The organism is Lysinibacillus sp. FSL K6-1151 (genome assembly GCF_038630755.1).
In the GTDB taxonomy this organism is placed as follows: domain Bacteria; phylum Bacillota; class Bacilli; order Bacillales_A; family Planococcaceae; genus Lysinibacillus; species Lysinibacillus fusiformis_D.
This window is the reverse complement of the sequence record NZ_CP152040.1, coordinates 4631602-4643390: the sequence shown is the minus strand read 5'-3', so window position 1 is coordinate 4643390 and position 11789 is coordinate 4631602. Positions and strand designations below refer to the sequence as shown.

General features: G+C 36.3%; 12 protein-coding genes. 11 read left to right on the top strand and 1 reads right to left on the bottom strand.

All coding sequences use genetic code 11. The annotated features are described in order from the left end of the window. Positions 1 to 584: 584 nt before the first annotated feature. The 11 genes from rpmH (at position 585) to MHI04_RS22520 (ending at position 11186) form a co-directional block, all read left to right on the top strand. The gene (rpmH, locus tag MHI04_RS22570) at positions 585 to 719 is read left to right on the top strand and encodes a 50S ribosomal protein L34 (RefSeq protein WP_004233310.1); all 135 of its coding nucleotides are present in this window, start codon (positions 585 to 587) and stop codon (positions 717 to 719) included. Positions 720 to 819: 100 nt separating this feature from the next. Further along, positions 820 to 1164, top strand: coding sequence for a ribonuclease P protein component (gene rnpA / locus MHI04_RS22565; protein WP_036119559.1), 345 nt, complete (start codon positions 820 to 822; stop codon positions 1162 to 1164). A gap of 368 nt (positions 1165 to 1532) precedes the next feature. Next, positions 1533 to 2303, top strand: a complete 771-nt coding sequence (gene yidC / locus MHI04_RS22560; protein WP_025115704.1) for a membrane protein insertase YidC — start codon at positions 1533 to 1535, stop codon at positions 2301 to 2303. Continuing rightward, positions 2300 to 3103, top strand: coding sequence for an RNA-binding cell elongation regulator Jag/EloR (gene jag, locus MHI04_RS22555; protein ID WP_058844070.1), 804 nt, complete (start codon positions 2300 to 2302; stop codon positions 3101 to 3103). The genes yidC and jag overlap by 4 nt, the downstream gene beginning before the upstream one ends. Before the next feature lie 250 nt (positions 3104 to 3353). Next, the gene (mnmE, locus tag MHI04_RS22550) at positions 3354 to 4739 is read left to right on the top strand and encodes a tRNA uridine-5-carboxymethylaminomethyl(34) synthesis GTPase MnmE (protein ID WP_036119549.1); all 1386 of its coding nucleotides are present in this window, start codon (positions 3354 to 3356) and stop codon (positions 4737 to 4739) included. 27 nt (positions 4740 to 4766) lie between these two features. Further along, a complete protein-coding gene (mnmG, locus tag MHI04_RS22545; RefSeq protein ID WP_036119546.1) occupies positions 4767 to 6659 on the top strand; it encodes a tRNA uridine-5-carboxymethylaminomethyl(34) synthesis enzyme MnmG in 1893 nt (630 codons plus the stop codon). Between the two features lie 111 nt (positions 6660 to 6770). Then, complete coding sequence (rsmG, locus tag MHI04_RS22540) at positions 6771 to 7487, top strand: 16S rRNA (guanine(527)-N(7))-methyltransferase RsmG (RefSeq protein WP_036119543.1); 717 nt, start codon at positions 6771 to 6773, stop codon at positions 7485 to 7487. 179 nt (positions 7488 to 7666) lie between these two features. Then, a complete protein-coding gene (gene noc, locus MHI04_RS22535; protein WP_036119540.1) occupies positions 7667 to 8569 on the top strand; it encodes a nucleoid occlusion protein in 903 nt (300 codons plus the stop codon). 220 nt (positions 8570 to 8789) lie between these two features. Continuing rightward, entirely contained in the window at positions 8790 to 9551 is a 762-nt protein-coding gene (locus MHI04_RS22530; RefSeq protein WP_036119537.1) for an AAA family ATPase, read from the top strand. Beyond that, on the top strand, positions 9544 to 10392 hold the full coding sequence (locus MHI04_RS22525) for a ParB/RepB/Spo0J family partition protein (RefSeq protein ID WP_036119535.1): 849 nt from the start codon (positions 9544 to 9546) through the stop codon (positions 10390 to 10392). The genes MHI04_RS22530 and MHI04_RS22525 overlap by 8 nt, the downstream gene beginning before the upstream one ends. Positions 10393 to 10469: 77 nt before the next feature. Next, positions 10470 to 11186 carry a DUF554 domain-containing protein gene (locus MHI04_RS22520; protein WP_036119532.1) on the top strand — a complete coding sequence of 239 codons (717 nt, stop codon included), beginning with the start codon at positions 10470 to 10472 and terminating at the stop codon, positions 11184 to 11186. Here the strand turns inward: MHI04_RS22520 and yyaC are convergent. Continuing rightward, entirely contained in the window at positions 11103 to 11735 is a 633-nt protein-coding gene (gene yyaC, locus MHI04_RS22515) for a spore protease YyaC (RefSeq protein WP_036119529.1), read from the bottom strand. The two genes, MHI04_RS22520 and yyaC, sit on opposite strands and share 84 nt — an antisense overlap. Between the last annotated feature and the right edge of the window lie 54 nt (positions 11736 to 11789).

The following is an 11789-nucleotide window of genomic DNA, read 5'->3' as shown; positions in this document are numbered from 1 at the left end:
GCTGCTAATCTCCTTTACAGTGTTCAATACATAAAAAAAAATCGCATTTATAGAAATGGTAAATACGTTCATATTACAACTCGTCCACATAATCACAAGCTGTGGATAAAAGTTAACCAAAGGCTGTGATAAAAATTATCCACAGCATATTAACAGTTGTGGATAATTAAAATGTTCATTTCAGTTTTCAACAAAGTGAAGCACAGTAATCGTATCAGAAAAACAAAGCTATTTCAATAGTTTATGAAACTTATCCACATAGCTTGTAGTTATGCACTTTAGAGTTGTCCACAAGCACTGCTTATGTGAAAAAGCTGTAGATAATCGTTGTGGATAAAAAATAATGCAAAAAATACTATACACAACTCTGTGTAAAAAAAACAAGTACTCTGTGGATAAATATTTTATGTTCATGCAATAAATAATCTTTGAATTAGTAAAGATGCAATAGATTGATTTTGATACATAGATTAGCTGGTTAAAAGAAATTTATGAAATACATTGACAAAATAACTAGAAACTTTATATAATATTCGAGTCTGTATGTTGAAAAATTCAACTCATATCAGGAGGTGTCTATATAAATGAAACGTACTTACCAACCAAAGAAACGTAAGCACAGCAAAGTTCACGGTTTCCGCGCACGTATGAGCACGAAAAACGGTCGCAAAGTTCTTGCTGCTCGTCGTCGTAAAGGAAGAAAAGTTTTATCAGCATAAAATAAGTCCACTGAGCCACATCAGTGGTCTTTTTTTTCTTTATTTTTGGTAAACCTAGAAATGAGGATCAAAAGATATTATCTAATAGCAGGTGAAAGAAATGAAAAAACGCCAAAGAGTGAAAAAAAATGATGATTTTCAAAAGGTGTTTAAAAAAGGTAAATCTTTCGCTAATCGTCAGTTTGTTGTTTATTTTTTAGCAAAAGAAGGGCAAACAGAATTTCGTGTAGGTTTATCGGTTAGTAAAAAGCTTGGAAATGCGGTAACACGCAACAAAATAAAACGCTATATTCGACAAAGTATTCAAGAATTAAAGGATGATTTAAAGCCGAATATGGATTATGTTATTATCGCCAGACATCCGGCGGCCACTATGGATTTTCATGAAGTGAAACAAAGTTTGCAGCATGTACTACAAATCGCAAAGGTAATGAAGAAAGTGTAATGTATGCAAGCAAGTGGTGAAAATACGCCTGTACTGTTAGTAATGGAGTAGAAATAGAGCGGTTTTGCATACAATTATAAATAGAGGAATATACGCGTAGGGGTATTTGTAGCGTGCGATTTCATAAAAAAATATGTAAAATTCGCAACATAACTTAGGAATAAGTATATGTAGTTAGAATATTTAGTAGAGTGAACGTTATAGGCGTGATAAAATAACTGATAACTTTATCTTTATTGAGGACGTCCCAAACGCTGGCTAAATCATGATAAAGTAGCTGGCAGATCTTGAGGTAGGAAACTGCCAGTGAATGAAGAAATGCATATAGAATGAAGAAAAAGTGAATAGTAATTGTAGGGGGAAGAAGGTTGAAAAAACAACATTGGGTAATTTTATCACTAGTATCAGTAGCCTTACTACTTTCTGGTTGTACAGAATTCAATGAACCAATTTCAAAAGACAGCACAGGCTTCTGGAATGAATTCATTGTTTGGCCGTTGGTATCAGCGATAAAATACTTTGCTGATTTGCTCGGTACGTATGCATGGGGGATCATTGCCGTAACGATTATTATTCGTTTAGCAATTTTACCTTTGATGATTAAACAAACAAAGAGCTCTAAAAAGATGCAAGAAATTCAACCAAAATTGAAGGAACTGCAGAAGAAGTATGCTTCTAAGGATGCTCAGACACAACAACAATATCAGCAAGAAATGATGAAGCTAATGAGTGAATCTGGAGTAAACCCACTAGCAGGGTGTTTACCAGTAATCATTCAAATGCCAATTTTAATTGGTTTCTATCATGCAATTAGTCGTATGAATGCTACATCTACATTTGATTTAGGAAATTTCTTTATCTTCCCGTTAGCAGATCCTGCACCTGCATTAGCAATTACGGCAGGTTTAATGCAATTTATCGTATTACGTACAGGACCAGCAATGGATAATCCTCAAATGAAAATCATGATGTATATTATGCCATTCATGATCATTGGTTTTGGTATGGCCTTACCAGCTGCATTATCACTATATTGGGTAATCGGGAATATTATTTCGATTTTCCAAAACCTGTATATTTATAAACCTTGGAATAAAGATAAAACACAACCTGCTCAAAATGGAGGGGCTAAAAAGTGAAACAACTTACGCAAATAGGCGCAACAACACAAGAAGCGATCTCATTGGCGTTACAGAAACTTGGCAAAACCCGTGAACAAGTAGATGTTGAAGTTTTACAAGAAGGTAAAAAAGGATTTTTAGGTTTTGGTGCACGTTCTGCAGAGGTACGTGTAACAGTAAAGGAAGTTCAGGTTCCGACAATTGAAAGTGACAAAGCCGAACCGCAAAATGCGACTAAATTAGACGAACCATTAGTAGTAGATGATGTTGAAACAATAAGTTCACAAGTTTCTGAACAACCAAGTGAAATCGAAGAAGTTCAACAAATCGTAAAAGAGCAAAATGAGGAAGAAGACACGGCAAACCCAATTGAAGAGGCAAAAGCTTATTTACAAAGTATTGCTGAACAGTTGGCTATTGATGATCTTGATATTGCTACGACTCGCGAGGGGAAATATGTATTATTTCAACTAAAAAGTGAGAAAGCTGCACTGCTTATAGGAAAACGTGGTCAAACACTAAATTCCTTACAGCAATTGACGCAACTCGTATTGAATAAAAGCGCTAAGCAGTTTTTAATGGTGAAATTGGATGTAGAAAACTATCGCGAACGTCGACAAGAAGCTTTAGAATTACTTGCAGATCGAATGGCGGATAAAGCATTACGCTTAAATCAACGTGTGGCATTTGAACCAATGCCGTCTTACGAGCGAAAAATAATTCATAATCAATTAGCAAATCGTCTAGATCTTGAAACGTACTCAGAAGGCACAGAGCCTAATCGTTATTTAGTGATTGAACCAGTAAATAATAATTAGTCTGCTGCTGTAAACATACAGACACTATATATTGAAAGGTCATTTTATCTTCGTGATAAAATGACCTTTTTTAGTGAGGCAAAGAATAGTGATTTTTGTCGAAAATAAGATAACCTAAAAAATTGATATTATCCACATTTGGAAATGATCCTTACTTTAGATTTTGTTGAAAATATGTTAGTCTAAGGTGTTAGTAAGTATTGGTCGGTTTCGATTATCCACATGTGGATAACGTTGAGGAGGTCATTAAATGGAGTTCGATACAATTGCTGCGATATCCACACCTATGGGTGAAGGTGCCATAGCTATCGTTCGTTTAAGTGGGGACGAGGCAGTGACAATTGCAGATAAAATATTCAAATCACCTGGTGGGAAAAGTTTAACAACGAAAGATTCGCACACCATTCATTATGGTCATTTAGTTGATCCTAAAACAAGTGAGGTAGTAGAGGAAGTAATGCTATCACTGATGCGTGGACCAAAAACATTTACACGTGAGGATGTAGTTGAAATAAATTGTCACGGTGGACTAGTTTCAGTGAATCGTGTATTGCAACTTGCGTTAACGAATGGAGCAAGATTAGCTGAGCCTGGCGAATTCACAAAACGAGCGTTTTTAAATGGACGTATTGATTTATCTCAGGCTGAAGCGGTTATGGATCTGATAAGAGCTAAAACAGATCGTGCGATGAATGTTGCTTTGGGTCAAATGGATGGAAAATTATCGAGACTTATTGGTGATTTACGCCAAGCTTTACTAGAGACATTGGCACAAGTAGAGGTTAATATAGATTATCCGGAGTATGATGATGTAGAAGAAATGACAGTACCTGTATTAGTAGAAAAATGTACATGGGTAAGAAATGAAATTAGTAAACTTCTGCAAACATCTTCTCAAGGAAAAATTTTACGCGAGGGCTTATCAACTGTTATTTTAGGTCGTCCAAATGTAGGGAAGTCTTCTCTTTTAAATAGCTTAGTACAAGAAAATAAGGCCATAGTGACAGATATTGCAGGGACTACTCGTGATATTATAGAAGAGTATGTCAATGTACGCGGTGTTCCACTTCGTTTAGTGGATACGGCAGGTATTCGGGAGACAGAAGATATTGTTGAACGAATTGGAGTAGAACGTTCTCGAGAAGCTCTTCGTGGAGCAGATTTAATTTTGTTTGTATTAAACTACGCAGATGAATTAACTGCTGAGGATGAGCGTCTATTCAAAACAATTGAAGCGATGGATTACATCGTTATTGTCAATAAAACAGATTTACCGCAAAAAATTGATTTAGCACGTGTCGAAGAATTAGCTGATGAGCATCGTATTGTAACGACTTCCTTGTTACAGGAAGAAGGCATTACAGAGCTAGAAGAAGCCATTGCTGCTTTATTCTTTGAAGGACAAATCGAAGCGGGCGATTTAACATATGTTTCAAATGCAAGACATATTGCACTTCTGCACCAAGCACAGGCAACGGTTGAAGATGCAATAGCAGCTGCACAGGAAGGTGTACCAGTTGATATGGTACAAATCGATGTAACAAGAACATGGGAAATACTTGGTGAAATCATTGGTGACACTGTACAAGAAAGCCTAATTAATCAGCTATTTTCACAGTTCTGCTTAGGAAAATAAATTGATAAGAGAAAGGAAGATACGAGCATGCCAACAAAATATGAGGCAGGCACGTTTGATGTTATTGTAATTGGCGCAGGTCATGCAGGTTCAGAAGCTGCACACGCTGCGGCTAAAATGGGCGCTAGCACATTAATGCTAACAATCAATTTAGATATGATTGCATTTATGCCATGTAATCCATCTATTGGTGGCCCTGCCAAAGGAATCGTCGTACGTGAAATTGACGCTTTAGGTGGCGTCATGGGGAAAGTTATCGATAAAACACATATACAAATGAGAATGTTAAATACAGGGAAAGGTCCAGCAGTACGTGCATTGCGCGCACAAGCGGATAAAGTTTTGTACCAACAAGAGATGAAACGTGTGTTGGAGGAAACTGAAAACTTAACAATCCATCAAGGAATGGTTGAAGAGCTGATTATTGAAGATGGGGAAGTTAAAGGAGTCATTACACAAATTGGTGCCGTTTATCGTGCTAAAACAGTCGTTGTGACAACAGGTACTTTCTTACGCGGTGAAATCATTATTGGTGATATGAAGTATTCAAGCGGTCCTAATAACCAACAACCTTCGATTCGCTTAGCCGATAATTTAAAAGAGCTTGGCTTTGACCTAGTTCGTTTCAAAACAGGTACTCCACCACGTGTAAATAATCGTACAATTGATTATGACAAAACAGAGATTCAACCAGGGGATGACGTTCCACGTGCATTTAGTTTTGAAACAACTGAGTTCATTATGGACCAGCTACCTTGCTGGTTAACCTATACAAGCCCTGAAACGCATGAAATTATTGAAGCAAATTTACATCTTTCACCGATGTATTCAGGAATGATTAAAGGGACAGGGCCACGCTATTGCCCGTCTATTGAGGATAAAGTTGTGCGTTTTAATGATAAGCCTCGACACCAAATTTTCTTAGAGCCAGAAGGCCGTAATACGCGTGAGGTGTATGTTCAAGGTTTGTCAACAAGCTTACCAGAACATGTCCAAACACGTTTACTAAAATCTATTCCTGGCTTAGAAAATGCGGAAATGATGCGCGCTGGTTATGCCATTGAATACGATTCAATTGTGCCAACCCAATTATGGCCGACATTAGAAACAAAACGCATTAAAGGCTTATATACAGCTGGTCAAATTAACGGTACATCTGGTTATGAAGAAGCAGCCGCACAAGGCTTAATGGCGGGAATGAATGCTGCTGCTAATGTACTTGGTAAAGAGGAGTTAATTTTAAGTCGCTCTGATGCCTATATTGGCGTTTTGATCGATGACTTGGTGACAAAAGGGACAAATGAGCCATATCGTTTATTAACATCCCGTGCAGAGTATCGTCTATTGTTACGTCACGATAATGCCGATTTACGTTTAATAGAGCTGGCTTACAAAATGGGCATGATTCCACAAGAAAGATATACAAAGTTCATTGAGAAAAAGGAACTGATTGAAACTGAAATTGCACGTCTTCGTGAAATCATTATTAAGCCAAATGAAGCAACCCAATCTGTTATTCGTTCTGTTGGCGGTAGTGAATTAAAGGATGGTATTCGTGGCGCAGATTTATTAAAACGTACTGAAATGCATTATGAGTTAATCGCATCTTTAATTCCTGCAGAAATAGAGTTTACGGATGAAGTAAAAGAACAAATTGAAATTCAGCTTAAATATGAAGGCTATATCGAAAAAGCATTACAACAGGTAGAGAAGCTACACAAAATGGAAAACAAAAAAATTCCTGAGAATATTGATTACGATGCGATTTCAGGTTTAGCAACAGAAGCACGTCAAAAGTTAAAACAAGTTATACCACTTTCTATTGCACAAGCTTCTCGTATTTCGGGTGTTAACCCAGCTGATATTTCCATTCTGCTTGTTTATATTGAACAAGGTAAAATCGCGAAAGTAAGCAGCTAATCAACAGCGTAAAGTGAATAAGGGGCGGGCATACCTTTGTGCCCGCTTCCTATTTTTAAGGTTATACTGCTGAGTGAAGTAGTATAGTAAGATCGATAAAGGAGACTTTACATGAACGAACAACAATTTATTGAGGCTCTGAAAGAGAAAGGCATCGAACTTTCGGATAAGCAGATCGCTCAATTTAAAAAATATTTTGAATTACTTGTCGAGTGGAATGAAAAAATGAATTTAACCGCTATTACAGATTTAGAAGGCGTTTATTTAAAGCATTTCTTCGATTCGATCAGTGCCTCATTTTATTTTGATTTTTCAAAAGTAATTACTGTTTGTGATGTTGGAGCAGGTGCTGGTTTCCCTAGTATCCCTATTAAAATCTGTTTCCCGCATTTACATGTCACAATTGTCGACTCCTTAAATAAACGAATTACATTTTTAAATCATTTAAGTGATGAGCTACAATTAGAGAATATGCATTTTGTACATGCACGAGCAGAAGAGTTTGGTCAAAATACAAAATACCGTGAACAATTTGATGTGGTAACAGCACGCGCTGTAGCTCGTTTATCAGTGTTATCTGAGCTATGCGTACCTTTAGCAAAGCAAGATGGTTATTTTGTTGCTTTAAAGGCTGCAGCAGGAGCAGAGGAATTAAAGGATGCTAAAAAAGCTTTAATAACATTAGGTGTTAAACTGAGAGAAGAATTTTCTTTCAAGCTACCTGTTGAAGAAAGTGACCGCACTTTATATATATTTGATAAAATAAAAGGAACACCGAAAAAATACCCGCGTAAGCCAGGTGTACCAAATAAAACACCAATTCAATAATTAGTGTTTCATGTGAAACTTCTCAAAGTAGAAAATATTTTTTCTATTTTGAGCATACATACTAGTTATGGATGGTTCACGCAAAAGACATCTATGAACTATATACATTTGATGAAATATAATAAATAATAATAGAATGACACTTAGCAAGATAGTTACTTAAAGGTGGTGCCACTTGGATGAAAAGTCCTTTTTCACGTTTTTTTGGAGGCGGGAGTAAAACGGAGCCTATTGTGAAAAATGAAGTAGAACAAGCAGAGGCGGTTCATGCAGCGGAAGAAGTCATAAAGTTGCCTATTGATCAAATTGTACCTAACCGTTTTCAGCCACGTACTATTTTTGATGATGAAAAAATTGAAGAATTATCAAGAACCATTCATACACATGGTGTGATTCAGCCAATTGTTGTACGTAAAACATCAGAAAATCAATATGAAATCATTGCCGGTGAGCGCCGTTACCGAGCGATGAAAAAGCTACAATGGACAGAGGTCCCTGCTATTGTACGTAATTTAACTGATAAGGAAACAGCTTCTATTGCGCTAATAGAGAACTTACAGCGAGAGGAGTTAACCGCAATTGAAGAAGCGGTAGCCTATCAAAAATTATTAGAGCTTCATGAGCTAACACAAGAAGCTCTGGCCCAAAGACTTGGAAAAGGACAATCCACTGTAGCCAATAAATTGCGTTTATTAAGGCTACCGGATGAAGTGCAGCAAGCCATTTTGAAGCGTAAAATATCTGAACGACACGCACGTGCATTAATTGCTATTAAGGATCAACCATTACAATTAGAAATTTTACAGCTATCGATTGATAATGAATGGAATGTTCGTCAGTTAGAGGAGCAAATTCAAGCCATATTAAACCCAGTCACAGACGAGCCGGAAGAAACAGTACCAAAGAAAGCAAAACCAAAACGTAAGGCTATAAGTAAAGATGTGCGCATTGCTTTAAATACCATTAAACAATCACTAACAATGGTAACGAAAAGTGGTATTACAGTAAAAACAGAAGAAGAAGATACAGAGGAATACTATCAAATTACAGTGAAGATACCTAAAAAGAAAAAGGTGCAATAAATTATTTTAAAAAAGTAATATATTGTTATGTCCAATACTGAACAGAGGAGATATCTCAGAAAAATAAATGAGATATCTCCTTTTTTGTATATATTCTTAATATTTTATACAACTCTCTTCAATTTTTTTGATAGAATGAAAGTTAGATAGCGTATTAAATAGTGATTTTACAAATGATTTGTCAAAGTTAAGTTTGATAGATGAAAGCAGGTGCTTTTAAATGGGTAGAATTATAGCAATCGCCAATCAAAAGGGTGGCGTAGGTAAAACAACAACTTCGGTCAATTTGAGCGCTTGCCTAGCATATTTAGGTAAGAAAGTGCTATTAATTGATACCGATCCTCAGGGGAATACAACAAGTGGACTTGGTATTAATAAAGGAGAAATACAAGCTTGTATTTATGATGTGCTCATTGATGATGAAGATGTTGAAAATGTCATTCAAAAAACAAACGTAGAGAATTTATCAATCGTGCCAGCAACCATCTCACTTGCAGGTGCAGAAATTGAATTGGTTTCGACTATTTCAAGAGAAGTGCGTTTAAAACATGCACTGCAAAATGTGAAAGAAGATTTCGATTATATAATTATTGACTGTCCTCCATCTTTAGGGCTTTTAACTATTAATGCTTTAACAGCTTCAGATGCGCTCATTATCCCTGTACAATGCGAATATTATGCGTTGGAAGGGCTAAGTCAATTGCTCTCAACTGTTCGCCTTGTTCAAAAGCATTTAAATCAGCAGCTCTATATTGATGGCGTTCTATTAACAATGCTAGATGCACGTACAAACTTAGGCTTGCAAGTTATTGATGAAGTAAAAAAATATTTCCAAGATAAAGTATACAAGACGATCATTCCTCGTAATGTGCGATTAAGTGAGGCACCAAGTCATGGTCAACCAATCATCACTTATGACGCAAAATCGAGAGGTGCAGAAGTTTATTTGGAGATGGCGAGGGAAGTGATTAAAAATGGCTAAAGGTTTAGGAAAGGGTATTGGTGCACTATTTCCAGGAGAGTCTTTAGAGCAAAGTGGTCAAGTGGAAGAAATTCAATTAGATTTAATTGTGGCGAACCCCTTTCAACCTCGTAAAATTTTTGATGAAGAAAGTTTACAAGAGTTAGCAGATTCGATTAAAGAACATGGTATTTTGCAGCCAATTGCTGTGCGCAAAAAAGGACGCAAATTTGAAATTGTTGCAGGGGAACGTCGTTATAGAGCATGTCTGTTAGCTGAATTAGAGGTTATTCCTGTCATCATAAAAGAGCTATCAGATGCACAAATGATGGAGTTAGCTATTTTAGAAAATCTTCAACGTGAGGATTTAACCGTTATTGAAGAAGCGGAAGCCTATCAGAGTCTAATGGAAAACTTACATTTAACTCAAGAAGAATTATCGAAACGGTTAGGGAAAAGTAGACCGCATATCGCTAATCATGTTCGGTTGCTTGCTTTACCAGAAGATGTACGTAAATTTATGAATGATGGTACCTTATCGATGGGGCAGGGACGAGCATTACTTGGCCTGAAAAATAAAAGAAGAATCTCAGAAGTGGCTAATAAGGTCATTAATTTAGGGTTGAATGTACGTCAAGTTGAAATGCTAGTACAAAACTTAAATGAAGAAGTTTCACGTGAAACAATTCCACCAAAGAAGAAAGATATATTTGTATCAGCCAAGGAATCCCAATTACGAGACTACTTTGGAACAAATGTTCAAATCAAAAAAACAAATAATAAGGGGAAAATTGAAATTGAATTTTATTCTGAAGATGATTTAGAACGTATTTTAGAAATACTAAATTTACAGGAAGAATAAAATACATTTCTATAACTTAATCAGAGCGCCAAGCAAACAGGCGCTCTCTATTTTTTAGAGAGAAGGAAGGCTTAAGTGTGGTATTACTAGGGGCATTGATTAATGCTGTGCTAATAGTAGCAGGTGCATTAGTAGGGCGCATTTTTAAAAATATTCCTGAATCTATGAAATCTACTGTACTATCTATTATTGGCTTAGCAGTCACATTATTAGGGATAAAAATGGGCTTTGAAAGTGATAATTTTATTATATTAGTAGTAAGTTTAGTAGTAGGTACTGTAATAGGTGAGTGGTTAGATTTAGATAGACAAATGAATCGTCTAGGGAAATGGGTAGAGAGTTTATTTCGTACAAAACGAAATGACCAAAATCAAATTAGCATAGCAGAGGGCTTTGTCACTGCCTCCTTAATTTTTGTTGTTGGGTCAATGGCTGTAATCGGTGCACTCGATAGTGGTCTTCGTAATGATCATAATGTATTAATTACAAAAGGATTAATAGATGGGTTTACATCCATTATTCTAGCATCCACTTTAGGCATTGGTGTATTGCTATCCGCCGTACCTGTTTTTGTTTATCAGGGATTAATCGCACTTTTTGCAGGCGTTATCAGTTCCTTTATACCTGATGCTGCACTACAAATGTACATTACAGAAATGACAGCTGTAGGCGGTGTTATGATTATGGCAATAGGGTTAAATATTGCTGGCTTAGCTAAGATCAAAGCTGCTAACTTGCTGCCAGGTATCGTCATTGTTGGTATTATGGTGGCTATCTTCTACACTTTTCAATGAATAGCGATGGGAAGCCAATAATAAAGCTCTTGAAAGTTTTTCAGCCATAGCATAAGAAATATGAAGTCTTGTATTTTGTAAAACGAGCATTTCCATAAAGCCTCCAATATTGACGATTCCTTTAACGGAAATGTCTCCGATTGGGGGTAATTCTTTTTTTACAGCCTTGCCAGGGAAGATGGGGCCGCTTTGCACTGAAATATGACCAACATTTTGCTCACTGCCTAGACAGGCATCAATCGCAATAATGAAAGGTTTTGTAGTATGATTGTGTAGCTGTTGCATTGTAGAATCAAGATTTAGAGCATGTAAAGGATCTTCTAAAGAACCTACAATTTCATAGGGAAAGCTGACAGATTTTTTTAAAAAGCTACCTGTTAATGGCCCAAGTGTATCGCCCGTACAACGGTCACTGCCAATACAACAAAAAATTAGTCGTTCATGATGAAACGGTATATGTTCTAAAAATAATGTACTTAATTGCCAAACGGCATTTTTACTCTCGTGATGAAGGGAATAAGGTAGTAACAAATTTGGTATAGTATTCATAAAAAAACTCACTTTCTTTTTATTTTTAGAAGTGCTCAATTTTTATGCAGTATA

Bases quoted from the DNA above. Each gene is read 5' to 3' on its own strand.
- rpmH (WP_004233310.1), top strand. From the start codon at position 585: ATGAAACGTACTTACCAACCAAAGAAACGTAAGCACAGCAAAGTTCAC.
- rnpA (WP_036119559.1), top strand. From the start codon at position 820: ATGAAAAAACGCCAAAGAGTGAAAAAAAATGATGATTTTCAAAAGGTG.
- mnmE (WP_036119549.1), top strand. From the start codon at position 3,354: ATGGAGTTCGATACAATTGCTGCGATATCCACACCTATGGGTGAAGGT.
- mnmG (WP_036119546.1), top strand. From the start codon at position 4,767: ATGCCAACAAAATATGAGGCAGGCACGTTTGATGTTATTGTAATTGGC.
- rsmG (WP_036119543.1), top strand. From the start codon at position 6,771: ATGAACGAACAACAATTTATTGAGGCTCTGAAAGAGAAAGGCATCGAA.
- noc (WP_036119540.1), top strand. From the start codon at position 7,667: ATGAAAAGTCCTTTTTCACGTTTTTTTGGAGGCGGGAGTAAAACGGAG.
- MHI04_RS22530 (WP_036119537.1), top strand. From the start codon at position 8,790: ATGGGTAGAATTATAGCAATCGCCAATCAAAAGGGTGGCGTAGGTAAA.
- MHI04_RS22525 (WP_036119535.1), top strand. From the start codon at position 9,544: ATGGCTAAAGGTTTAGGAAAGGGTATTGGTGCACTATTTCCAGGAGAG.
- yyaC (WP_036119529.1), bottom strand. From the start codon at position 11,735: ATGAATACTATACCAAATTTGTTACTACCTTATTCCCTTCATCACGAG.